The organism is Bradyrhizobium sp. (assembly GCF_035935975.1).
Classification (GTDB): domain Bacteria; phylum Pseudomonadota; class Alphaproteobacteria; order Rhizobiales; family Xanthobacteraceae; genus Bradyrhizobium.
Map to the genome: position 1 here is coordinate 87540 of NZ_DASYWN010000041.1, position 22203 is coordinate 109742.

Consider the following 22203-nt stretch of genomic DNA (forward strand, 5'->3'; position numbering starts at 1 on the left):
GCGTAAAACGGCGCCATGACAATGGCGTCCGACCCGAAAATGATCCAGCAATCCGGCCTTCTCTCAGCGGAGGCCAATCAGGCTGCCGCGCTCGCTGCCTATGGCGGCGTGCTCACCGTCGATCTCGACGCGATCATCGCCAACTGGCGCAAGCTCGAGAAGACGGCGGTACCGGCCGAATGCTCGGCGGTGATCAAGGCCGACGCCTATGGCTGCGGCGCCGCACAGGTCGCGCGTGCCCTGAGCAAGGCCGGCTGCAAGACCTTCTTCGTCGCCACCATCGAGGAAGCGCGCAAGGTGCGCGAGGCCGTGCCGGAGACCACGATCTACGTGCTCGGCGGCTATTTCCAGAACAGCGGCGAGCACTACGCCAAGATCGATTGCCGGCCCGTGATCGGCGATCTCAACGAGCTCGCCGAGTGGGACGTGTTCTGCCGCCGCACCGGTTGGAACGGCGGTGCCGCGATCCATATCGACACCGGCATGAACCGGCTCGGGCTGACGCTGTCGGAGGCGCAGGCCATCATCCCCCGCATCAACGCCGGCGATCACGGCATCACGCTGGTGATGAGCCATCTGGTCTCGGCCGAGCAGCTCAACAGCCAGATCAACGCCAGGCAGCTCGCGGCCTTCCGCGGCATCGCCAGTGAATTCTCCGGCGTGCCGGCGGCGCTCGCCAATTCCTCGGGCATCTTCCTCGGCGCGCCCTTCCAGTTCGAGCTGGTGCGGCCGGGCGCGGCGCTGTACGGCGTCAACCCGACGCCGGAGGCCGACAATCCGATGCAGCCGGTGGTCGACCTCAAGGCCCGCATCGTGCAGATCCGCAATGTCGAGCGCGGCGACACCGTCGGCTATGGCGGCACCTGGAGCGCGCGGCGGCCGACGAAACTGGCGATCATCGCGGTCGGCTATGCCGACGGCTATTTCCGCGCCGCCAGCTCCAATGACGGCACCCGCGGCGCCGAGGTGATCGTCGCCGGCAAGCGCTGCCCGGTCGCGGGCCGCATCTCGATGGATTTGATCGCAATCGACATCACCGACCTGCCGCCGAACGCGGCGCGACGCGGCCACATGGTGACGCTGCTCGGCGAAGGCATCACCGTCGACGAGCTCGCGCATCATTTCGGCACGATCGGCTACGAGGTGCTGACCAGCCTCGGCCACCGCTATGCCCGCGTCTACAAGGGCGGCAATGTGGTGGAGCCGCTGGTCAAGCCGGAGCCCGCGCCGACGGCCGAGCAGCCGCCCTCCCCGCCGCCGATCGAGCAGCCCGCGGGCCCGCCGCCGCTGCCGTCCTAGCCAGCACTCTCATGTGTCGGACGCGCCGTGAGCGCGTTCACGCGCGTCTTCGACGCGCCACGGCGCTGCGCCGCGTCCGGCACACCAAACTTACTTCTTCTTCCGGCTGTCCAGCGCCGCCTTGCAGGTCGCGCTGAGCTGATCGCGCTTGGCGTCGAGGCAGGCGATGATCTTGCCGCCGCCTGGCGCAATGCCGGCGCAGAATTTGTCGTAGTCCGCCTTGCACGCACCGCGCGGATCGGACGATTGTGCCGAAGCGACACCGGAGAACGCGACGGCGACGACGATGGCGGCAAAGCTCATTTTGGACATTGTATCTCCGGTACGGAAGGCAGAAGCCGGTAGCTCTACATGAAGATTGCGACATTCAACATCAACAACATCAACCGCCGCCTGCCCAATCTGTTGGCATGGATGCGGACGGCGAAGCCCGATGTCGTCGCGCTTCAGGAGTTGAAGGCAAGTGATGGCGAATTTCCGGCAGCAGCGATCGAAAAAGCCGGCTATGGCGCGGTGTGGCGCGGACAAAAGACCTGGAACGGCGTCGCCATCCTCGCCCGCAATGCCGAACCCATTCTCACCCGCGACCGCCTGCCGGGAAAGCCCGGCGATCTCGAAGCCCGCTACATCGAGGCCGCCGTGCGCGGAATCATCATCACCAGCATCTATCTGCCCAACGGCAATCCGCAGCCGGGGCCGAAATTCGACTACAAGCTCGACTGGTTCGCGCGGCTCAAGCGTCACGCGAAGATCTTCATCAAGCAGGACCTGCCCGTGGTGCTCGCCGGCGACTACAACGTCGCGCCAACGGAAATCGACATCTATCCGACGCGCTCATGGGACAAGGACGCGCTGATCCAGCCGAAGAGCCGCGCGGCGTTTGGCTCGCTCGTCGAGCAAGGCTGGTGCGATGCGATCCGCGAACTGCATCCGGAGAAGCGCATCTACACGTTCTGGGATTACAAGCGAAACCGCTGGCCGCGCGATGCGGGCCTGCGGCTCGATCATCTGCTGCTGAGCCCTGCCCTGGTCTCGCGGCTGGCGAAGGCCGGTGTCGACAGGAAGGTTCGCGGCGAGGACGGCGCGAGCGATCACGCGCCGGCGTGGGTGGTGCTGAAATGAACGAGATGCCGCAGGGTGGGCAAAGCGACTTGTCCGCCGTAGCTCGAAGAGCGAAGGCGGAAGCGTGCCCACCAAATTCGCTTACGGAGACAGATGGTGGGCACGGCGCAAATGCGCCTTTGCCCACCCCACGAATACGTGCCGTGGGTTAGCGCCCGTAATACTCCTGCACCGTGTCCCACGCCGCCTTTTGCAGCAGTTGCGTCGTCTCCGCATCCAGCCCCATCGTGTAGGAATTGCCGACCGGCGAGCGTCCCGTCAGCGCGGCGAGTGTCACACAGGTCGCCAGATATGTGCCGGCCGGGCTCGGATGCCGCTTGTCCGGCGCATACAGATTGAGCTCGGGCTGCAGCTTGCGCACGCGCGCGAACGCGAGGCCTGCGGGAATGACCAGCGCATCGTTGGCGTTGCCCGCGACCGTATAGGCCTCGGCCAATTGCTCCGTCATCTCCGGCTTGTCGGCATAGGCCCAGGACATGAACAGCACCGGCCGCATGCCGTGGGCGCGGACGATGTCGCTGTCCTTCTTGGCGGAGGTCGTGAACGCATCCTTCAATTGCGGATGGATCGGGCATTGGCTGCAATCCATCATCACCACGGCGTCGAACTGCCTGCCGGGCTTGTTGAAGACGACGACGTTCTGCTCGTCGAAGGAATAGGCGCCGATGCCGCCCGGCCGCAGCAGATTGTCCATGTCGTGCCAGTCGAGGCCGGAGCCGCCGATCGTGGCCATGGTGTTGCGGTACGCCGCCTTGTTCTCGGCATCGGCTGCCCGCTCCATGAAGGAGAGATGCCCGGGCATGCCGTTGTTGTAGTAGAAGAAGCTGTTGCCGACGAAGAGCGCGGCCTTGGGGAAGTCAGGTCCCGGTGTCGTGACCTTCGGCTTGGTCTGCGCCTGTGCATTGCCGAATACAACGGCCAGACACATTGCAAGCATCACTCGCGCAAAAAGACGCATCATGACTTCCTCCCGTTCTTATCGGGCCGGAACCAAATCAGCTTTTCAAAATGGCCTCAAGAGCACGAAGGTGGGGCAGGCATGCGTGAGTTCGCATGCTCACCACAGATGCTCACCAGAGATTCTTGCCGTCGATCATGTTCACCGGCACGGCATCGAGATCGAAATCGTCGAACAGACGCGCGTTCACGGCAACCTTGGGATTGTCGAAATCCGGCTTGCCGCTCGACCAGTCCGGCGACTCCGAATAGGTGCCGCAGCCACAGCTTGCACAGAAATGGTGTTTGACGGTCCGGCTGCCCCAGAGATAGGTCGCGACGTTGTCCGCCGGTGACAGCAGCCGAAATTGCGCAGGCGTGTAATAGGCCCACAGCGCACCGCGCTTGGCGCACAGCGAGCAGGTGCAGCGCGTCACGTTCGAGGGCGCCTCCGTCACCTCGAACACCGTCTCACCGCAATGACAGCTTGCCTCGATCGGCATGACCCGCTCCCCGATTTGTCAGGAGATGGTCGTAGCCGGCCCCTGCTGCCAACATGCTGTCAGCAGCGCGCGCCCCGTCAGGGAGCCTCGTTCGCCGACAGCCGCCTGGCGTTCGCGGCGACATGCTCGCGATAGCGCTGGACGATCGCCGCCGGCGTGGCGCCGCCGAGCAGGCTGAAAGTTGCCTCGAAGGCCGCGGCGATCTTCTCGCTCACCATCAGGATGGCCTCCTGCCCCGCAGCCGCGTCGCCATGGCTGAGCTTCTCGCAGCGCAGCCGCACGACCTCGCCGGCTTCAACCGCGAGCATCGCGCCCGCATACCAGGGAAAACCGTTGTCGGAGCCGCCGAGCACCGCATGGCGGTCGAGGGCGGAGAAGGAGTGATGATCGGGCATTGCGGGCCTCAAATTCTTTGAGCGAACGTTCTTTCAGCGAGCGCTCCGATCAATACGCGTCAAATTCTAAGGATCCGGCCGGGGAACCCGTCGGATTGGGGGCGGGGTTATCACCGGCGATTAACCAAGCCCCTTGACGCGCCTCCTCTGGTTATCATACTGGTCTGACCACGATCAGACCAAAAGAGGCCGGGATGGAGCTCAAGCGGGCCGCCGAAGGCGAAAAAGGGTTCGAGAAGGTGTTCGCCTTCCTGCGCGAGCGCCTGCTCGCGGGCTCGCTCAAGCCTGGCGATCGCCTGATTTCCGAGCGTGAGCTGGCGACCCTGCTTGGCGTCAGCCGGCCGATCGTCCGCGAGGCGCTACGCGCCCTCACCGTGCTCGGTATCGTCGAGATCCGCGACCGCATCGGCACCGTGGTGACCCGACCGGACGTTTCAGTGCTGAACGACTTCTTCACCTTCGCGCTTGCCCAGCAGGCGGACATGCTCGACGACGTGATGCAGGCGCGCGTCGCAATCGAATGCCAGGCCATCCGGCTCGCCTGCGAGCGCGCCAACATCGCCGATTTCGAGCGCCTGCAGCGCGCTCTCGCCAAGATCGGGGAGACGATCGACGAGGCCGATGCCGGCGGCATGGCCGACTTCGAATTCCACCGCGCCATCGTCGTCGCCGCGCATTCGGAGACGCTGACCGTCTTGCACGGCTCGCTGGCGGGTCTACTGACGCATTCGCACCGCAGCCGCCGCGAGCTGGTGCAGGCCTTCCCCTCGATGAAGACCTATCTGATCGACGACCACCGCCGCATCTTCGAAGCGGTGATCGCGCGCGATCCCGAGCGCGCTGACGCGACGTTGCGCAAGCATTTTGCCATCGGCGACGAATACCGCAGGCGCGCCATTGTCGGCGACATCGACAAGACCGCCTCAGGCTGATCGCAGACCAGTCGACCGGGAAGCCAACAATCAACCAAGAAACGGACTGACAACATGGGACGGAATGACAAGGGCAGCGTCGGATTCATCGGCATCGGCACCATGGGCCGGGAGATGGTGCGCAACCTGCTGGTGGCCGGCCACGCGGTTCGCATCTTCGATCTCAACGAGGCCGCATTGGCCGACGGCGTGAAGGACGGCGCGGTTGTCGCCAAGAGCCCGGCCGATGCCGCGCAAGGCGCCGACATCGTCATCACCATGCTGCCCGACACGCCCCATGTCGAAGCAACCATCTACGGGGAGCAAGGCCTGCTGAAATCGCCGCCATCAGGCAAGCTCATCGTCGACATGAGCACGATCTCGCCGGTCGCCGTGCGCCGCATCCATGCCGACCTGCAGAAGGTGGGCGTCGGCTTCATCGATGCGCCGGTCTCGGGCGGCCCCGTGGGCGCCAAGAACGCCGCACTCTCGATCATGGCCGGCGGAGATGCGGACGCGTTTGCCAAGGCCGAGCCGTTCTTCCGCGCGATGGGCACGACCATCACACATGTCGGCGCGTCCGGCGCCGGCCAGACCGTCAAGCTCTGCAACCAGCTGATCTGCGGCATCAATATCCAGGCCATCTGCGAAGCTCTCGCACTCGGACGCGCCTCGGGCATCGATCTCAATTTGCTGCGCCGGGTCCTGCTCGGTGGCTCCGCCGCCTCCTGGATGCTCGACAAGCTCGGCCCCGCGATGATCGCAGGCGACGTCTCCGCCGGATTCCGCATCGACCTGCAGCTCAAGGACCTCCGCCTGGTGCAGGAGCACGCGCAGGCGCTGAGCGTGCCCCTGCCCGGCACCGCGCTCGTCACCAGCCAATACGTGGATGCGCGCGCGCATGGCGAGGGCAGCAACGGCAACCAGGCGCTGTTCCGCGTCTATGACCGAATGACCAACCAGACCACGGGCTGAACCTGATACGATGAGCCTCCAACTCGACTTTCCCGCAGTGCTGGAGCGTTGGCCAAGCTTCCTGGCCGGCGCTGCGCTGACGCTCGAGTTGGCGTTCTTCGCGACCGTGCTCGGCGCTCTGATCGGCACGCTCGCAGCAGTCGGCCGCGGCTCGCGAAGCGCGCTGATCGCCGGCGCCTGCAAGATCTATGTCGAGGCGATCCGCAACACACCGCTGCTGGTGCAGATCTTCCTGGTCTATTTCGGTCTCGCCAGCCTTGGCCTGAAATTCTCCGCGTTCACCGTGGCCGTGGCCGCGCTGACGATCAATGTCGGCGCCTACACCGCCGAGATCATGCGCGCCGGCTTCGAGGCGATCCCGCGTGGCCAGATCGAGGCGGCCGAGGGGCTGGCGCTGTCGCGCCTGCAGGTTTACTGGCACATCATCCTGCTGCCGGCGATCGAGAAGGTCTATCCGGCGCTGACCAGCCAGTTCGTGCTGCTGATGCTGGCCTCTTCGGTATGCTCGCAGATCTCGGCGGAAGAGCTCACGGCGGTCGCGAACTACATCCAGTCGGACACCTATCGCGCGTTCGAGACCTACATCATCGTCGCCGTGATCTACGTCTTCCTGTCGCTGGTGATGCGTGCGGGCTTCTGGGGCCTCGGCCTGGTGCTGTTCCCGCGCCGCCGCCGGCTCGGCACGCCGTTGTGAGATGACCATGGGCGGACATCTCAACATCAACCATCTGATGTTCCTCGGCCAGGGCGCGCTGTGGACCATTGGCCTGTCCGCGATCGCGCTGATCGGCGGCGGCATCGTCGGCTTCGTGATCGCGCTGGCGCGGATTTCGCCGCTTAAATCGGTGCGGATCGCCAGCGCCATCTATGTCCAGCTGATCCAGGGCACGCCGCTGCTCGTGATCCTGTTCCTCGGTTATTTTGGCCTGGCCGCCATCGGCCTCAAGGTCTCGCCGCTGGCTGCCGCCGGCGCTTCGCTGACGCTCTATGTTGCCGCCTATCTCGGCGAGATCTGGCGCGGCTGCATCCAGTCGGTGCCGAAGCCGCAATGGGAAGCCGCCGAAGGCCTCGCGCTGAGCCGAACCCAGCGCATGCTAAAGGTGATCCTGCCGCAGGCGATCCGCATCGCGACGCCGCCGACCGTCGGCTTCATGGTGCAGATCATCAAGAACACCTCGCTCGCCTCCGTCGTCGGTTTCGTCGAGCTGATGCGCTCGGGCCAGATCGTCAACAACTCGCTGTTCGAGCCGTTCGCCATCTACGCCATCATCGCCGTCACCTATTTCGCCATGTGCTATCCCCTCTCCCTGTTCAGCCAGAGGCTGGAGAAGCGGATGGGGCGTGGCAGGTCCAACCTCGCGCCAGCTTGACATGCACCAAACCTCCTCCGCCTCCGAACCGATCGTGTCGCTCCGCGACGTGCAGAAGAGCTTCGGCCCGCTCCGGGTGCTCGACGGCGTCTCCTTTGCCGTCCAGCGCGGCGAGGTGCTGGCCCTGATCGGCCGCTCCGGCTCCGGCAAGAGCACGGCACTGCGCTGCATCGACCGCTTCGAGAAGGTCGACGGCGGCGAGATCGTGGTCTGCGGGCATCGCGTCGATCGTCCCGATGTCGACCTGCGCGCGCTGCGCCAAGACGTCGGCATCGTGTTCCAGAGCTACAATCTGTTTCCGCATCTCACGATCGAGCAGAACATCACGCTCGCACCCTGCGCCGTGAAAGGCATGCCGGCGTCGCAAGCCAAGGACCTCGCACGAAAAGTGCTGGCGCAGGTCGGGCTCGAGGAGAAGCTGCACGCCTATCCCGAGCAGCTTTCCGGCGGCCAGCAGCAGCGCGCTGCGATCGCACGTTCGCTCGCGATGCAGCCGAAGGTCATGCTGTTCGACGAGGTCACCTCGGCGCTCGATCCCGAGCTAACGGCTGAAGTGCTGAAGGTGATCGAGCAATTGGCGGCTGACGGTATGACCATGGTGATGGTCACCCACGAGATGGGTTTTGCCAAAGGTATCGCCGACCGGATCGTGTTCATGCATCGCGGCAAGGTTCACGAGACCGGACCCGCCTCGATCCTGACGTCGCCGACGACCCCCGAACTCACGCAATTCGTGGGCACGGGAAACCTAAAATCATAACAGGGAGAGGAGAACTAGGGATGATCAACAAGACACTGCTGGGCACCGCCGCCGCACTGTGCGGCCTGGTCATGATGGCAGCAACGCCAGCATCGGCCGACCTGCTCGATGACATCACCCAGGCCAAGAAGATCCGCATCTCGACCGACCTCGCCATCCCGCCTTCGGGCATGATGGATTCCAACATGAAGCCGACGGGCTCCGACGTCGAGGTGGCACAACTGCTCGCCAAGGATTGGGGGCTCGAGCTCGAATTCGTCCAGACCACCGGGGCAACCCGCATCCCAAACGTGCTGACCGGCAAGGCCGACATCATCATCTCGACCCTGTCGGTAACGCCCGAGCGCGCCAAGGTGATCGATTTCACCAAGCGCTATGCGACGCTGCAATCCGACGTCGGCTGCCTCAAGTCCTCGACCGTCAAGGACTGGCCGGACCTGAAGGACAAGTCGATCGGCGTCTCGCGCGGCACCACGCAAGACACCACCCTGTCCAACATGAAGGACAAGGATCTGAAGATCGCGCGCTATGACGACGACGCCACCATGGTGACGGCCGCCGTCTCCGGCCAGGTCGACTGCGTCGCCTCGTCCGCAACGATCATCAACCAGATCGGCGTGAAGAACCCCTCGCGCGTCTTCGAATCCCGGATACCGCTGGCGACCTTCGATCTCGCCATCGGCCTGAAGAAGGGTGAGCAGCGCCTGATGGACAAGCTCAACGCCTGGATCGGCGAGAACGTCAAGAACGGCAAGCTCAACGCGATCTACAAGAAATTCCACGGGGTCGAGTTGCCGGCCGACATGCGCAGCTAACCCCAGAACGATCGTGACAGCCGCTTGCCGGCGGCTGTCACGCCTCATGCAAAATCTAGAAGGACATCAAATGCGTCTCGTCATCGGATCCGACCACGCCGGCTGGCCGCTCAAGCAGACCGTCATCGACCATATCCGCAGCCTCGGCCACGACGTCGTCGACGTCGGCTCCTATGACGACAAGCCGGTGGATTTCCCCGATATCGCACGCGCCGTGGCGCAGAAGGTGACGTCGGGTGAAGCCGCCCGCGGCATCATGGTGTGCGGCACCGGCGTCGGCGCCTCGATCGCCGCCAACAAGATGAAGGGCATCCGCGCCGCGGTCTGCCACGACGTCCATTCCGCCCATCAGAGCGTCGAGCATGACGACGTCAACGTGATGTGCATCGGCGCACAGATCGTCGGCGCCTGGCTCGCCGTCGATCTGGTATCGTCCTATCTTTCCGCCGAATTTTCCACCGACGAGGATTTCCGCCGCCGCGTGGAGAAGCTGCGCATCATGGACGAGCAGGGCTGACGGCCTGCCATGATCCTGGTGTTCGGCTCGCTCAACATCGATCTGGTCGCGCAAGTGCCTGTCATTCCTGGTCCTGGCAGGACCGTGCTCGCACCGTCCTACCAGACGCATTTCGGCGGCAAGGGCGCCAACCAGGCCGTCGCCGCAGCGCGGATGGCGGGACCCGGGCACGTGCGCATGGCCGGTCGTGTCGGCTCGGACGGATTTGGCGACCGCGCGATCGAGAACCTTCGCGCGAACGGGGTCGACGTCGACCTCGTCATCAGGGCAAGCGAGCCGACCGGCTGCGCCTTCATCACGGTCGATCAAGCCGGCGAGAACGCCATCACGGTGGCGAGCGGCGCCAACAATTCCACGAGCGCAAGTGACCTTCCCGCGGCGCTGTTTGGTCCCGACACCGCGCTGGTGCTCCAGATGGAGGTGCCGTTCGCGCAGGCAGTCGAGGCTGCGCGCCGGACAGCCTCCGCTTCAGGCACCGTCATATGGAACCTCGCACCGGTTCCAGAAAAGATGACGCGTGAAATGGTGACGGAGCTTCTCGCCGTGACCGATCATCTCATCGTCAACGAACACGAGGCGCTGGATGCGGCCGCAGCGGTCGGCCTCGCGCCGCCCGATTACACGGCCGCGGCCACGGAACTCGCCAGGATTGGCGACCTCACCTGCATCGTGACTGCCGGCGCGCAAGGCGCTCTGGCTGTCGCAGCCGACGGGACCTGCCGGCGCGCGCCCGCCCCGCGCATCACACCGGTCGACACGACCGGGGCCGGCGACACCTTTGTCGGCGCCTTCGCAGCGATGATCCACGAAAAGGTTCCGCTGCAAACCGCACTGCAGGTCGGATGCGAAGCGGCGGCCCGGAAGTGCCTCGAGCCGGGTGCGCAGGCGGGCATGCCGATGCGGGCGAAGATTCCGTCTCTCGCCTAGCCTCGTCCGCGGTTACAGTGCTCCGATTCCCGGAGCCCTGCCCATGGCCTTCCTCTTCGTCCTCATCGTCGGCCTGATCGCCGGCACCATTTCAGGCATCGTCGGCACGGGCTCGTCGATCATGCTGATGCCGGTGCTGGTCTACGCCTATGGGCCGAAGGAAGCGGTGCCGATCATGGCGGTTGCTTCCGTGATGGCGAATTTTTCGCGGATCCTGGCCTGGTGGCGCGAAGTCGACTGGCGCGCCTGCGCTGCCTATTCGGTCACGGGCATTCCGGCGGCGGCGCTCGGCGCGCGCACCCTGCTGGCGCTGCCCGCGCATGCCGTGGATCTCGCCATCGGTATCTTCCTGATCGCGATGGTGCCGACCCGGCACTGGCTGGCCCGGCACGACCTCAAGGCCAAGCTCTGGCACCTCGCAATCGGCGGCGCCGTCATCGGCTATCTCACCGGCATCGTGGTTTCGACCGGCCCGCTCAGCGTGCCGCTGTTCCTGTTCTACGGCCTGTCCAGGGGTGCCTTCCTCGCGACCGAGGCCGCCGCCTCGCTCGGCCTCTATTTCGCGAAGTCCGTGACGTTCGAACGGTTCGGCGCCCTGACGCAGGAGGTGTTCATCAAGGGCCTGATCGCAGGATCCTCGCTGATGGCAGGTGCTTTCATCGCCAAACGCTTCGTGCTGCATCTGAAGCCGGACATGTTCCGCCTGGTGATGGACGCGATCATGATCGCAGCCGGGCTCTCGATGCTCTGGAACGCGACGCAGCCCTAAAGCGCGATGAGATCAGGATGAATCGTCATCGCGCTTTAGGTCGTTGTTTGAGCATGATCTTTTCGGAAAACCGCTGCGCACTTTTCCGGATCATGCTTTAGCCGCGCTCAGGCCGCGAATTCAGGCGCAATCGGCGGGCTGTCGATGCGGACGCGAGCTTCACGGGGCTGCCCTTCGAGCCCTTGCAGCACGGCCTCGAGGGGTTGCGGCCGCTGGTAGAGATAGCCCTGCCCGAACCGCACGCCCATCTCGCGCATGGCCGCGGCCTGCTCGGCCCGCTCGATGCCTTCGGCGACCAGGGTCAGCCCCAGCGTGCCGGCGAGCGAGGCAATGACGCCGACGATCGCCTTGTCTTCCGCGCTGCCGGGAATCTCGCTGATGAAGGCCTTGTCGATCTTGACCTTGTCCAGCGGGAAACGCCTGAGATGCGCGAGCGAGCTGTAGCCCGTGCCGAAATCGTCGAGCGCGATGGTGGCACCGAGGCGCCGCAGGCGGTGCAGCGTCTCGGATGCGCTGGCGATATTATTGATCAGCGAACCCTCGGTGATCTCGAGCTCCAGCGATGATGCCGCAACATTGAAATTCCTGCAGGTCGTGCGCAGCTCGGCGGCGAGCGAATGGTCGGCGAGCTCGGACGGCGGCAGATTGATCGCGACCCGGATCTCCGGCCGGCCGGCAGCCGCCAGGCGCTGCAGCGCGCGGCAGGCGTCGGTCAGCACGTAGCGCGTCAGCCGCGCGTTGTTACCGCTGCGCTCGATCAGCGGCAGGAATTCGCCGGGACCAATGATGCCATGCTCGGGATGGCGCCAGCGGATCAGTGCTTCGAGACCGACGACAGCCTGGCTCTCCAGATCGACCTGGCTCTGATACCAGACCTCGAACTGTCCCTCGGCAAAGCCTGTGGGAATGGCGAGCTCCAGATCCCTGCGGCGGCGATAGTCGCGCTGCAGCGCTTCGTCCAGCACCGCGACGGTGCCGGGCGCCTTGCTCTTGGCATGGTAGAGCGCGATGTCGGCGAGCGCCGGGAGGTGCGACAGCTCGGGATCGGCGGCCCGACGCACGGCAAGACCGATGCTGGCGCGCGGCACGACCTGCTTGTCGTGCAGCCGGATCGGCTCGGATATCGCGTCCAGCAAGTGGCGCGCGAACGCCTGCGCGGTCGCCTGGTTGCTGACCTCGGGGCGGATCACGACGAACTCGTCGCCGCCGAGCCGCGCGACCCAATCCTGCGGCTCGACCGCGTCGCGAAGACGTTCGGAGATGTGGACCAGGAACTTGTCGCCGGCATCATGGCCGAAGGTGTCGTTGATGCCCTTGAAGTCGTCGAGGTCGATGAAGCAGAACGCGATCAGCGAGTCCGGCGAGCCGGCATCGTTGCTCAGGGTCACCAGATGCTCGGACAGCGAGCGGCGATTGGGCAGGCCCGTGAGCGGGTCGTGCGCGGCCATATGGCCAAGCCGGTCGAGCGCGCCCGACGTCGTGTGCTGCATGGCGTTGAAGGCCCGCGCGAGCTGGCCGAACTCGTTCAACGACTTGATGTCGGCCGGATAGGCCCGCCCGTCCTGCTTGCTGCGCTGGATCGCCGACATGATCGCGGCGAGCGGCTTGCCGATGAAGATGTTCGCCGAGATCCGCATCGCGATCAGCGTGGCGAACGTTGCGAGCAGACCGACGACCAGCAGGAGCATCAGCCGGCTGCCGGTATCGGCATAGACGGTCGCATAGGAATAGGCGATCACGATGCGTCCGGCCTGCACGGCGATGTTGCCGTTGGTGTAGCTGATCGGACGCGAGACTTCCGAGACCGACTGATCAGCCGGACGCGCCACGACGCGCGCGATCGGAACGCCGGTGTCGTCATAGACGGCCGCGGCGGCGATGGTCTCGTCGTGCATGATTTCGTTGAGCACGTTCGTGACCTGGTCGTAGCGCATCTTCCAGAGCGGCTCGGCGATCAGCTCGGCGCGGCTCTCGGCCGTGCGGGCGATGCGAGCATCGAGCTGCCTGATCTGCGACCAGAAGCTCGAGACCTCGACACCGGCGGAGGCGAGTAGTTGCACCAGCAGCAGCACCGGCACGGTGGCCCAGATCATCGCGCGGACCACCGAACGCGACGGCGCCGGCTGCGCGCTGCGTTTCGGATCGGTCATGTCGTCAGCGTTTCGCATCAGTCGGCGGCACCTTCGAGCGGCGCCAATGACGAGATGAGCGCATTCATGGAGAAATCGTATTGGCCGCAGCGTCCCGCCTTCGCCCTGAATCGCGTGAAGTCGATCCGATCGAAAGAGCGGCTCTTGATGAGGTCGCCGACGGAAGCCAGGTTTGCACGGGTGATCGCAGCGGTCTTGACCTCGACATGGGGCGAAGCCGCCGCGAAATCGCAACCATCGGCATAGTCGCGAAGCAGCACGATCGACCAGCCGCCAAGCAGGAAGTGGCCGCCATCGGTGAGCAGCAGCCGCCCCGCCCTGATCGCGCGCAGCGCATCCTCCGACCAGTTGAGGCCGACCACCTGGATGTCCTCGCCGGGAACGAGTCCTGCCGTCGAGATCGCCTTGATGGCCCCGAGCGCCATCGGATCGTTGCCGGCCCAGACGCCCGCGGGACGGATTCCCTTGCGCTGGGCCCAGCCCAGATAATTCGCCGTGACCTGCTCGGCCTCCGACTGCGTCCAGTTCGCGAACAGCATCCGGTCCACGACCACGTCAGGCGCGCCGTCCGCGGCGAGCCGAAGACCGGCGTTGCGGGCGATCGAGGCCGGCGTGATCTCGTCGCCGCCGATGCCGAGAATGTGGATCTTGCCGTCCGGGCTCTGCCATTTCTCGGCGCGCGCCGCGCTGATCAGCGCGTTGGCCATCCGCGCACCGGCGGTCTGGAGATCGGTCGTGATGTCACCGAGCCAGGTCTTGAGCTTCTGGCGTGCCGGCCCGAGACGCACCGCATCCTCGCCGATCAGCGTGTTCGACAGCAGCAGCGTCTTGACGCCGGCAACCTCGGCCGCCTCCAGGACCGGAACGGCGGCGGATTCCTCGTTCGACAGGATGAGAAAATCGGGCTTGTCGGGGCGCGCCACGACGCCGAACCCGAGCTCCTGCATGGTGCGGTAATTGCGCTCGCTGGTCAGCACCTCGACATGCGCGTCGAGCTTGCGGCCCGCGGCCTGCATGGTCTGCGCGACCATGTCCCAATAGACCTCTCCGGTCTTGCCGGGGTTGACGAAAACGATATGGAGGGGTTTGGCGTCGGCCGCGACAACGAGGCCGGCCGGCGCCACAACGCCGCAGGCCACGCCAATTGCGAGCAATATGCGCAGAAACATCGTCATTCTTTTTTTCGCCATCCCGTATTGGTTCCGACCCTGGACCCATGTCCGCTAACATTTGGCAAAGTCCGGCGCGGCGCGGCGGCCTAAAGCTAACAAAGGGTGTACGGCTTGCGTTGAATTGCGATATTGGGCGCGCACATAGCCGGCCTCACGGACCGCCGTTCCGTGCTATCAGCAGACCTCAAGCCCTCCGACTCGATCATCCCATGGCCAAGAACACGCTTTCCTTCGTCTGCCAGAACTGCGGCGCGGCCTATAACCGCTGGCAGGGCAAGTGCGAGTCCTGCGGCGAGTGGAATACGCTGGCCGAGGAAGACACCAGCGGCAGCGTGCCGGTCTCGATCCGCTCCAAGCGCAAGGGGCGGACGTTCGCGCTGGAGAGCCTCGCCGGAAAGAGCCCGGACGCGCCGCGCCTGTCGTCCGGGATGACCGAGCTCGACCGCGTCACCGGCGGCGGCTTCGTCCGCGGCTCGGTGCTGCTGGTCGGCGGCGATCCCGGCATCGGCAAGTCGACGCTGCTGACCCAGGCCACCAGCATGATGGCGCGCGCCGGCCATCGCATCGTCTACATCTCCGGCGAAGAGGCGGTCGCCCAGGTGCGGCTGCGCGCCGAGCGGCTGGGGCTGTCGGATGCGCCGGTGCAGCTTGCGGCCGAGACCTCGGTCGAGGACATCGTCTCGACGCTGTCGGAAGGCGCGGTGCCGCGGCTGATCGTGATCGACTCGATCCAGACCATGTGGACCGACACGGTGGAATCGGCCCCCGGCACGGTCACCCAGGTCCGCGCCTCGGCGCAGGCGCTGATCCGCTTCGCCAAGAAGACCGGCTCGGCCATCATTCTGGTCGGCCACGTCACCAAGGACGGCCAGATCGCCGGACCGCGCGTGGTCGAGCACATGGTCGATGCGGTGCTGTCGTTCGAGGGCGAAGGCTCGCAGCAATTCCGCATCCTGCGCGCCGTGAAGAACCGTTTCGGCCCGACCGACGAGATCGGCGTGTTCGAGATGACCGGGCTTGGCCTGCGCGAGGTCACCAATCCCTCCGAACTGTTCCTGTCCGAGCGCGATCTCGGCACGCCCGGCACCGCAGTCTTTGCGGGCATCGAGGGCACGCGGCCCGTTCTGGTCGAATTGCAGGCGCTGGTGGCCCCGACTTCGCTCGGCACCCCGCGCCGCGCCGTGGTCGGCTGGGACCAGAGCCGGCTCTCCATGGTGCTGGCGGTGCTGGAGGCCCATTGCGGCGTCAAGCTGTCCGGACACGACGTCTATCTGAACGTCGCCGGTGGCCTGCGCATCCACGAACCCGCCGCCGACATGGCCGCCGCGGCCGCGCTGGTCTCGTCCCTGGTTAATGCGCAGTTACCCACCGATGCGGTCTATTTCGGCGAGATTTCGCTCTCCGGCGTGATCCGTCCGGTGGCGCAGACCCCGGCCCGGCTCAAGGAAGCGGTCAAGCTCGGCTTCAAGCGCGCCGTGCTGCCCGAATCGGCCCGGGGCGATTCCGGCGGTGACGCCGGACTGTCCCTGAACGCGGTGAACAGCCTCACGACATTGGTGGCCGAAATCGCCGCCAAGGGCTCCCGCCGCGGCGATCAGAGCCCGCCGGCGGAGAAAAATGCCACACCGGCAAGATTCCGCCGTGGAGAGGGTTAGCTGGAGGTGACGTTTCCGGCCCCTACCGCTATACAGCCGTCACAAAAGCAGCATGGGATTGCGTGGTTGCGGCCTTGCCGGGAACGCCGTCTGCCCCTCTTTTAGGGCAACGGCCAAACACCGATTCGCTGAGCACCTTTGAGAGTACGAGCGGACCTGACCAGCCGATGCCAGTAACACTCCTCGACCTGATCCTGCTCGGTGTGATGCTGATCTCGGGCCTGCTTGCCATGGTCCGCGGCTTCATGCGCGAAATCCTCTCGATCGCGGCCTGGGGCGCCGCGGCGATCGTGACGCTCTACTCCTTCTCGAAGCTGCTGCCGACCGCCAAGACCTATTTCAACAACGACACCGTCGCGAGCGTGGTCGTGGTCGCCGGCGTGTTCGTCGGTACCCTGGTCGTGGTCTCCGTGATCACGGTCCGGATCTCCGACATGATCCTGGATTCGCGCATCGGCGCGCTGGACCGGACCCTGGGCTTCCTGTTTGGCCTCGCTCGCGGGCTTTTGATCGTCGTGGTCGCGTTCCTGTTCTTCACCTGGCTGGTGCCGGACAAGCAGCGCCCGGACTGGGTCACGGGGGCGAAATCCCGCGTGGTGCTCCAGGGAACCGGGGATTGGCTGATGTCCCTCTTGCCTGACGACCCCGAGAACACCATCTTGAAGAGATTCAAGAAAAACAAACCAGATGATGATCAAGCTGATTCCGAGCAGCAGCCTTCGGGCAGTGGCGACGGATACAGTAAATCTGCTCGTGACGGCATGAAGAAGCTGATCGAGAAACCTGCGGCGCGTTGATAGAGCCCTAGAGAGAGGCGCGGACGAGATGCGACACCCTGACCAGGACGCCCAACTTGATCTCGATCCCAAGGCCGGTTTGAGCCCGGCTGCGCTAGAGGTTCAGGACGACCTGGAGGGGGATACGCTGCGCGAGGAGTGCGGTGTGTTCGGCATCTACGGACACCCGGACGCTGCCGCCATCACGGCGCTCGGCCTCCACGCCCTTCAGCACCGCGGCCAGGAAGCCGCCGGCATCGTCTCCTACGACGGCAGCCGTTTCCATTCAGAGCGTCGCCTCGGCCTCGTCGGCGACACTTTCTCCCGCCGCGAGGTAATCGATCGCCTGCCCGGCAACATGGCGGTCGGCCATGTCCGCTATTCCACCACTGGCGCGACCATCCTGCGCAATGTGCAGCCGCTGTTCGCCGAGCTCAATGCCGGCGGCCTCGCGGTCGCCCACAACGGCAATCTCACCAACGGCCTGACGCTGCGCCGCGAGCTCGTGAAGCACGGCGCGATGATGCAGTCGACCACCGACACCGAGGTGATCCTGCACCTGGTCGCACGCTCCAGGCGCGCCCGCTTCATCGAGCGCTATATCGATGCGCTGCGCGAAATCGAGGGCGCCTATGCGCTGGTCTCGCTCACCAACAAGAAGCTGGTCGGCGCGCGCGACCCGCGCGGCATCCGTCCGCTGGTGCTCGGCGAGCTCGACGGCTGCCCGATCCTGACCTCCGAGACCTGTGCGCTCGACATCATCGGCGCGCGCTTCGTGCGCGACATCGAGCCCGGCGAAGTCATCGTGTTCGACGAGAACGGCCAGGACATTCACAAGCCGTTCCCGCCGATGGCGCCGCGTCCCTGCATCTTCGAGTACATCTACTTCTCCCGTCCGGATTCCATCGTTCACGGCCGCTCGGTCTACGAAGTGCGCAAGGCCTTCGGCGCGCAGCTGGCGCGCGAAAGCCATGTGCCGATCGACGTCGTCGTGCCGGTGCCGGATTCCGGCGTGCCCGCGGCAGTCGGCTACAGCCAGCATTCCGGCGTGCCGTTCGAGCTCGGCATCATCCGCAATCACTATGTGGGCCGCACCTTCATCCAGCCGACGCAGGCGATCCGCGAGTCCGGCGTGCGCATGAAGCATTCGGCCAACCGCGCCGCGATCGAAGGCAAGCGCATCATCCTGATCGACGACTCGCTGGTGCGCGGCACCACCTCGAAGAAGATCGTGCGCATGATGCGCGATGCCGGCGCGAAGGAAGTGCACTTCCGCCTCGCCTCGCCGCCGATCCTCTATCCTGATTATTACGGCATCGACCTGCCCGACCGCGGCGGCCTCCTGGCCGCGACGCATTCGCTGGAGGAGATGCGCGAGATCATCGGCGCCGATTCGCTCGCCTTCCTGTCGATCGACGGCATGTACCGCGCCATGGGCGAGCCCGGCCGCGACCCCGCCAATCCGAAATTCTCGGACCACTGCTTCACCGGGGCCTATCCGACCCACCTCACCGACCAGACCCAGACCGAGCAGCAGCCGCGGCAGCTGTCGCTGCTGGCGGAGGCGAGCTGACGGCGGAGCCGTCATCCCGGGGCGGTCCGCAGGTCCGAGCCCGGGATCTCGAGATTCTCAGGTGCGCAATCGCGCACCATAGTTCGATGCTTCGCATCGCCCCGGAATGACGGTGTGATGAGGGCTTGTCCCGGCCATCCACGCCTGTAAAACCCCGGCATGACAAAAGCCCTCGCCAACCGCATCGCTCTCGTCACCGGCGCCTCGCGCGGCATCGGTTTTGCCACGGCACTCGCGCTGGCGAAGGCCGGCGCGCATATCGTCGCCACCGCGCGCACGCAGGGCGGGCTCGAGGAGCTCGACGATGAGATCCGGAAACTGGGCGGCAGCGCCACGCTGGTACCGCTCAACCTCACCGATTCCGACGGCATCGCACGGTTAGGGGCCGGCCTGCACGAGCGCTACGGCAAGCTCGACATCCTCGTCGGCAATGCCGGCGTGCTCGGCCCCGCCTCGCCGATCGGCCATATCGAGCTGAAGGCCTTCAACGACGTGATGGCCGTCAACGTCTCCGCGAACTTCCAGCTGATCCGCTGCATGGAGCCGCTGCTCAGGCAATCCGATGCCGGCCGCGCCGTATTCATCACCTCGGGCGCCGCCAACAAGGCGACCGCCTATGTCAGCCCCTACGCCGCCTCCAAGGCCGCGCTGGAGACGCTGGCGCGCGCCTGGGCGCAGGAGACCGCGAACACGCCGCTCCGCGTCAACCTGTTCAACCCCGGCCCGATCCGCACCCGCATGCGCGCCACGCTGATGCCGGGCGAGGATCCCGCCACGCTCGACACGCCCGAGCAGGTCGCCGAGTTCATCGTGCCGATGTGCGCGCCCGGCTGGACCGACACCGGCAAGTTCTACGATTACAAGACCCGCAGCCTGATGAGCTTCCGCGCGCCTGCGTAATTGTCTTGCCTGATTGACTTGGGCACCTCCCCGCGATTGACTGCCGGCGCTCAAGCGGCAGCAAGCCGCAAGCCAAAAAGGGAGGTCGCCATGACATCATGGCATGATCGCGCAGGCTTCAACCGTGCGCTCGTACGTGTCGCTCACGCCTTCTCCATCCTGATTGCAGCCATCGCGTTCGTGCTTCCGGGCAAGGCGACCGCAGGCGATGTCCCCACCTTCGCCGTGGATCCCTCCTGGCCAAAGCCGCTGCCGAACAACTGGATCCTCGGCCAGGTCGGCGGCATCACCGTCGACTGGCAGGGCCACATCTGGGTGATCCATCGCCCGCGCTCGCTCACCGACGACGAGAAAGGCGCGAGCCTCAATCCGCCGCGCTCGAAGTGCTGCGTCTCAGCACCGCCCGTGCTCGAATTCGACAGCGACGGCAATCTGCTGCGGTCCTGGGGCGGTCCGGGCGAAGGCTATGAATGGGTCGGCCGCGAGCACGGCATCGAGGTCGACGAGCGCGGCTTCGTCTGGATCGGCGGCAATGCCGACAACGACAATGCCATCCTGAAATTCTCGCTCGACGGCAAGTTCGTCGCCCAGATCGGAAAAATAGCGCCGAGCCTCGGCAGCAACGACACGACGCAGCTCGGCAAGCCCGCGGAGACCGCGCTCGACAAGGAGGCGAACGAGATCTACGTCGCAGACGGCTACGGCAACCGCCGCGTCATCGTGTTCGACGCGACGACGCTCGCCTACAAGCGGCACTGGGGCGCCTACGGCAACAAGCCTGATGATGCCAAGCAGGCGGCCTATGATCCCAAGGCGCCGGTGTCGCAGCAATTCGGCAATCCCGTGCACTGCGTGAAGCTCGCCAGCGACGGGCTGGTCTACGTCTGCGACCGCATCAACAACCGGATCCAGGTCTTCAGGAAGGACGGCACTTTCGTGAAGGAGTTCTTCTTCGAGAAGAACACGCTCGGCAACGGCGCGGTCTGGGACATCGCGATCTGGCCCGATCCGAAGCAGACCTGGCTGCTCAGCGCCGACGGCGAGAACAACGAGATCCGGATCATCAAGCGTGACGACGGCAGCGTGGTCGGCAGCTTCGGTCGCAACGGCCGCAACGCCGGCCAATTCCATTGGGTCCATGCCATGGCCATCGACGCCAAGGGTAACGTCTATACCGCCGAGGTCGATACCGGAAAGCGCATCCAGAAGTTCAGGCTGACCTCGGACGCGCTGAAATAGCGTCTTGACGCATCTTGCCCAAAAGTTAACCGACGGATGACGCTACGACGCAGCGTCATCCGGCTTTAGGCGCATTGCCGCAAACCACCGGACACGGTAGAGCCATCAGCCGGACCAAGGCTTCGCAAGAGAGCCGTCCGCATATTTGACAATGGAGGAAACCTTTTATGACGACGACGTTCGCGCGCCGCTCCGCGGCCCTTCTTGCCTGTGCCGCTTTCGGTTTTGCCACATCCGCCTTCGCCCAGGACAAAACCGTCACGATCGGCGTGCTCAACGACATGTCCAGCCTCTATGCCGACATCGGCGGCCCAAATGCCGTCGTCGCGGTGAAGATGGCCGTGGAGGATTCCGGCCTGCTTGCCAAGGGCTGGAAGATCGATGTCATCAGCGGCGATCACCAGAACAAGCCCGACGTCGGCGTCAACATCGCGCGGCAGTGGATCGATACCCAGAAGGTCGACGTGATCGCCGACACACCGAACTCGGGCGTCGCGCTGGCGGTCAGCAACGTCGCCAAGGAAAAGAACGTCGTCCTGCTCAACAATGGCGGCGCCAGCGCTGATCTCACCGGCAAGGCCTGCAACGCCAACACCATCTCCTACACCTACGACACCTACATGCTCGCCACCGGCACCGGCAAGGCGCTGACCAAGGCCGGCGGCGACACCTGGTTCTTCCTGACCGCCGACTACGCCTTCGGCGCCGCGCTCGAACGCGACACCAGCGCGGTCGTCACCGCCAGCGGCGGCAAGGTGCTCGGCGGCGTCAAGCATCCGCTTAACACGTCGGACTTCTCCTCCTTCCTGCTGCAGGCGCAGAACTCGAAGGCGAAGATCGTCGGTCTTGCCAATGCCGGCGGCGACACCACCAACTCGATCAAGCAGGCGGCCGAATTCGGCATCGTCGAGGGCGGCCAGAAGCTCGCCGCGCTATTGCTGTTCATCAACGACGTCCACTCGCTCGGGCTCAAGACCGCGCACGGCCTGACCTTCACCGAATCCTTCTACTGGGACCTCAACGAAGGCACCCGCGCCTTCTCGAAGCGCTTCCAGGAGAAGGTGACCAACAAGGCGATGCCGTCGATGACCCAGGCCGGCAACTACGCCGCCGTGCTGCATTACCTCAAGACGCTCGATGCCCTCGGCGGCAATCCGCATGACGGCGCCAAGGTCGTCGCCAAGATGAAGGAGATCGAAACTGACGATCCCCTGTTCGGCAAGGGCCCGCTCCGCATCGACGGCCGCCGGATCGTTCCGGCCTATCTGTTCGAGGTGAAGAAGCCGGAGGAGTCGAAGGGGCCGTGGGACTATTACAAGCTGGTCGCGACCATCTCGGCGGAAGATGCCGCCAAGCCGCTCAAGGACAGCGAGTGCCCGTTGGTGAAGAAGTGACCGAGAGCGCGTAGTCCACTTCGTAGGGCGGGTTAGCCGCAAGGC

At 65.2% G+C, this 22203-nt stretch carries 23 protein-coding genes; 17 read left to right on the plus strand and 6 right to left on the minus strand.

Annotation, left to right across the window (positions count from 1 at the left end):
• Window positions 1-39 precede the first annotated feature (39 nt).
• Window positions 40-1299, plus strand: coding sequence for an alanine racemase (alr, locus tag VGR99_RS23175; RefSeq protein ID WP_414645156.1), 1260 nt, complete (start codon window positions 40-42; stop codon window positions 1297-1299).
• A 90-nt stretch (window positions 1300-1389) separates the two neighbouring features.
• Here alr and VGR99_RS23180 read toward each other — a convergent pair whose 3' ends face one another.
• Window positions 1390-1611, minus strand: coding sequence for a cysteine rich repeat-containing protein (locus VGR99_RS23180; protein WP_326901700.1), 222 nt, complete (start codon window positions 1609-1611; stop codon window positions 1390-1392).
• A gap of 39 nt (window positions 1612-1650) precedes the next feature.
• Here VGR99_RS23180 and VGR99_RS23185 point away from each other — a divergent pair, with 39 nt between their 5' ends.
• Window positions 1651-2421 (plus strand): exodeoxyribonuclease III, encoded by a 771-nt coding sequence (locus tag VGR99_RS23185; RefSeq protein ID WP_326901701.1) that lies wholly within the window; start codon window positions 1651-1653, stop codon window positions 2419-2421.
• A gap of 148 nt (window positions 2422-2569) precedes the next feature.
• On the opposite strand, the gene VGR99_RS23190 is transcribed toward VGR99_RS23185, so the two are convergent.
• The 3 genes from VGR99_RS23190 to VGR99_RS23200 all read right to left on the minus strand — a co-directional run bounded on the left by VGR99_RS23190 (window position 2570) and on the right by VGR99_RS23200 (window position 4255).
• Window positions 2570-3382, minus strand: coding sequence for a DUF4886 domain-containing protein (locus VGR99_RS23190; protein ID WP_326901703.1), 813 nt, complete (start codon window positions 3380-3382; stop codon window positions 2570-2572).
• 109 nt (window positions 3383-3491) lie between these two features.
• Window positions 3492-3860, minus strand: coding sequence for a GFA family protein (locus tag VGR99_RS23195; protein WP_326901705.1), 369 nt, complete (start codon window positions 3858-3860; stop codon window positions 3492-3494).
• A 77-nt stretch (window positions 3861-3937) separates the two neighbouring features.
• Entirely contained in the window at window positions 3938-4255 is a 318-nt protein-coding gene (locus VGR99_RS23200) for a hypothetical protein (RefSeq protein ID WP_326901707.1), read from the minus strand.
• 194 nt (window positions 4256-4449) lie between these two features.
• Between VGR99_RS23200 and VGR99_RS23205 the strand changes: the two genes are divergently transcribed.
• From VGR99_RS23205 to VGR99_RS23245, 9 genes are all read left to right on the plus strand, one after another.
• Window positions 4450-5187: a FadR/GntR family transcriptional regulator gene (locus VGR99_RS23205; protein WP_326901708.1), complete on the plus strand. Its 738-nt coding sequence runs from the start codon at window positions 4450-4452 to the stop codon at window positions 5185-5187.
• 54 nt (window positions 5188-5241) lie between these two features.
• On the plus strand, window positions 5242-6141 hold the full coding sequence (locus tag VGR99_RS23210) for an NAD(P)-dependent oxidoreductase (RefSeq protein ID WP_326901709.1): 900 nt from the start codon (window positions 5242-5244) through the stop codon (window positions 6139-6141).
• 10 nt (window positions 6142-6151) lie between these two features.
• Window positions 6152-6835 carry an amino acid ABC transporter permease gene (locus VGR99_RS23215; protein WP_326901710.1) on the plus strand — a complete coding sequence of 228 codons (684 nt, stop codon included), beginning with the start codon at window positions 6152-6154 and terminating at the stop codon, window positions 6833-6835.
• A gap of 7 nt (window positions 6836-6842) precedes the next feature.
• Window positions 6843-7511, plus strand: coding sequence for an amino acid ABC transporter permease (locus VGR99_RS23220; protein WP_326901711.1), 669 nt, complete (start codon window positions 6843-6845; stop codon window positions 7509-7511).
• 1 nt (window position 7512) lies between these two features.
• Window positions 7513-8271, plus strand: coding sequence for an amino acid ABC transporter ATP-binding protein (locus VGR99_RS23225; RefSeq protein WP_326901712.1), 759 nt, complete (start codon window positions 7513-7515; stop codon window positions 8269-8271).
• A 20-nt stretch (window positions 8272-8291) separates the two neighbouring features.
• Complete coding sequence (locus VGR99_RS23230) at window positions 8292-9086, plus strand: transporter substrate-binding domain-containing protein (RefSeq protein ID WP_326901713.1); 795 nt, start codon at window positions 8292-8294, stop codon at window positions 9084-9086.
• 70 nt (window positions 9087-9156) lie between these two features.
• The gene (gene rpiB / locus VGR99_RS23235; protein ID WP_063983716.1) at window positions 9157-9603 is read left to right on the plus strand and encodes a ribose 5-phosphate isomerase B; all 447 of its coding nucleotides are present in this window, start codon (window positions 9157-9159) and stop codon (window positions 9601-9603) included.
• A 9-nt stretch (window positions 9604-9612) separates the two neighbouring features.
• Window positions 9613-10530, plus strand: coding sequence for a ribokinase (locus tag VGR99_RS23240; protein ID WP_326901719.1), 918 nt, complete (start codon window positions 9613-9615; stop codon window positions 10528-10530).
• Between the two features lie 43 nt (window positions 10531-10573).
• Entirely contained in the window at window positions 10574-11299 is a 726-nt protein-coding gene (locus tag VGR99_RS23245; RefSeq protein ID WP_326901720.1) for a sulfite exporter TauE/SafE family protein, read from the plus strand.
• A gap of 107 nt (window positions 11300-11406) precedes the next feature.
• On the opposite strand, the gene VGR99_RS23250 is transcribed toward VGR99_RS23245, so the two are convergent.
• Both VGR99_RS23250 and VGR99_RS23255 read right to left on the minus strand, forming a co-directional pair.
• Window positions 11407-13467: a sensor domain-containing phosphodiesterase gene (locus VGR99_RS23250; protein ID WP_326901721.1), complete on the minus strand. Its 2061-nt coding sequence runs from the start codon at window positions 13465-13467 to the stop codon at window positions 11407-11409.
• A complete protein-coding gene (locus tag VGR99_RS23255) occupies window positions 13467-14624 on the minus strand; it encodes an ABC transporter substrate-binding protein (RefSeq protein WP_326901722.1) in 1158 nt (385 codons plus the stop codon). The genes VGR99_RS23250 and VGR99_RS23255 overlap by 1 nt, the downstream gene beginning before the upstream one ends.
• 206 nt (window positions 14625-14830) lie before the next feature.
• Here VGR99_RS23255 and radA point away from each other — a divergent pair, with 206 nt between their 5' ends.
• From radA to VGR99_RS23285, 6 genes are all read left to right on the plus strand, one after another.
• On the plus strand, window positions 14831-16276 hold the full coding sequence (radA, locus tag VGR99_RS23260; protein WP_326901723.1) for a DNA repair protein RadA: 1446 nt from the start codon (window positions 14831-14833) through the stop codon (window positions 16274-16276).
• 167 nt (window positions 16277-16443) lie between these two features.
• On the plus strand, window positions 16444-17073 hold the full coding sequence (locus VGR99_RS23265; RefSeq protein WP_326902422.1) for a CvpA family protein: 630 nt from the start codon (window positions 16444-16446) through the stop codon (window positions 17071-17073).
• A 28-nt stretch (window positions 17074-17101) separates the two neighbouring features.
• Window positions 17102-18625 (plus strand): amidophosphoribosyltransferase, encoded by a 1524-nt coding sequence (gene purF / locus VGR99_RS23270; protein WP_326901725.1) that lies wholly within the window; start codon window positions 17102-17104, stop codon window positions 18623-18625.
• A 159-nt stretch (window positions 18626-18784) separates the two neighbouring features.
• On the plus strand, window positions 18785-19525 hold the full coding sequence (locus VGR99_RS23275) for an SDR family NAD(P)-dependent oxidoreductase (RefSeq protein ID WP_326901726.1): 741 nt from the start codon (window positions 18785-18787) through the stop codon (window positions 19523-19525).
• Between the two features lie 90 nt (window positions 19526-19615).
• Window positions 19616-20764, plus strand: coding sequence for a hypothetical protein (locus VGR99_RS23280; protein WP_326901727.1), 1149 nt, complete (start codon window positions 19616-19618; stop codon window positions 20762-20764).
• A 167-nt stretch (window positions 20765-20931) separates the two neighbouring features.
• Window positions 20932-22158, plus strand: coding sequence for an ABC transporter substrate-binding protein (locus tag VGR99_RS23285; RefSeq protein ID WP_326901728.1), 1227 nt, complete (start codon window positions 20932-20934; stop codon window positions 22156-22158).
• The last annotated feature ends 45 nt before the right edge of the window (window positions 22159-22203 follow it).

What these genes read in the sequence shown, in the direction of transcription:
- alr (WP_414645156.1), top strand. Translation starts at nt 40, where the DNA reads ATGATCCAGCAATCCGGCCTTCTCTCAGCGGAGGCCAATCAGGCTGCC.
- VGR99_RS23180 (WP_326901700.1), bottom strand. Translation starts at nt 1,611, where the DNA reads ATGTCCAAAATGAGCTTTGCCGCCATCGTCGTCGCCGTCGCGTTCTCC.
- VGR99_RS23185 (WP_326901701.1), top strand. Translation starts at nt 1,651, where the DNA reads ATGAAGATTGCGACATTCAACATCAACAACATCAACCGCCGCCTGCCC.
- VGR99_RS23190 (WP_326901703.1), bottom strand. Translation starts at nt 3,382, where the DNA reads ATGATGCGTCTTTTTGCGCGAGTGATGCTTGCAATGTGTCTGGCCGTT.
- VGR99_RS23195 (WP_326901705.1), bottom strand. Translation starts at nt 3,860, where the DNA reads ATGCCGATCGAGGCAAGCTGTCATTGCGGTGAGACGGTGTTCGAGGTG.
- VGR99_RS23200 (WP_326901707.1), bottom strand. Translation starts at nt 4,255, where the DNA reads ATGCCCGATCATCACTCCTTCTCCGCCCTCGACCGCCATGCGGTGCTC.
- VGR99_RS23205 (WP_326901708.1), top strand. Translation starts at nt 4,450, where the DNA reads ATGGAGCTCAAGCGGGCCGCCGAAGGCGAAAAAGGGTTCGAGAAGGTG.
- VGR99_RS23210 (WP_326901709.1), top strand. Translation starts at nt 5,242, where the DNA reads ATGGGACGGAATGACAAGGGCAGCGTCGGATTCATCGGCATCGGCACC.
- VGR99_RS23215 (WP_326901710.1), top strand. Translation starts at nt 6,152, where the DNA reads ATGAGCCTCCAACTCGACTTTCCCGCAGTGCTGGAGCGTTGGCCAAGC.
- VGR99_RS23220 (WP_326901711.1), top strand. Translation starts at nt 6,843, where the DNA reads ATGGGCGGACATCTCAACATCAACCATCTGATGTTCCTCGGCCAGGGC.
- VGR99_RS23225 (WP_326901712.1), top strand. Translation starts at nt 7,513, where the DNA reads ATGCACCAAACCTCCTCCGCCTCCGAACCGATCGTGTCGCTCCGCGAC.
- VGR99_RS23230 (WP_326901713.1), top strand. Translation starts at nt 8,292, where the DNA reads ATGATCAACAAGACACTGCTGGGCACCGCCGCCGCACTGTGCGGCCTG.
- rpiB (WP_063983716.1), top strand. Translation starts at nt 9,157, where the DNA reads ATGCGTCTCGTCATCGGATCCGACCACGCCGGCTGGCCGCTCAAGCAG.
- VGR99_RS23240 (WP_326901719.1), top strand. Translation starts at nt 9,613, where the DNA reads ATGATCCTGGTGTTCGGCTCGCTCAACATCGATCTGGTCGCGCAAGTG.
- VGR99_RS23245 (WP_326901720.1), top strand. Translation starts at nt 10,574, where the DNA reads ATGGCCTTCCTCTTCGTCCTCATCGTCGGCCTGATCGCCGGCACCATT.
- VGR99_RS23250 (WP_326901721.1), bottom strand. Translation starts at nt 13,467, where the DNA reads ATGCGAAACGCTGACGACATGACCGATCCGAAACGCAGCGCGCAGCCG.
- VGR99_RS23255 (WP_326901722.1), bottom strand. Translation starts at nt 14,624, where the DNA reads ATGACGATGTTTCTGCGCATATTGCTCGCAATTGGCGTGGCCTGCGGC.
- radA (WP_326901723.1), top strand. Translation starts at nt 14,831, where the DNA reads ATGGCCAAGAACACGCTTTCCTTCGTCTGCCAGAACTGCGGCGCGGCC.
- VGR99_RS23265 (WP_326902422.1), top strand. Translation starts at nt 16,444, where the DNA reads ATGCCAGTAACACTCCTCGACCTGATCCTGCTCGGTGTGATGCTGATC.
- purF (WP_326901725.1), top strand. Translation starts at nt 17,102, where the DNA reads ATGCGACACCCTGACCAGGACGCCCAACTTGATCTCGATCCCAAGGCC.
- VGR99_RS23275 (WP_326901726.1), top strand. Translation starts at nt 18,785, where the DNA reads ATGACAAAAGCCCTCGCCAACCGCATCGCTCTCGTCACCGGCGCCTCG.
- VGR99_RS23280 (WP_326901727.1), top strand. Translation starts at nt 19,616, where the DNA reads ATGACATCATGGCATGATCGCGCAGGCTTCAACCGTGCGCTCGTACGT.
- VGR99_RS23285 (WP_326901728.1), top strand. Translation starts at nt 20,932, where the DNA reads ATGACGACGACGTTCGCGCGCCGCTCCGCGGCCCTTCTTGCCTGTGCC.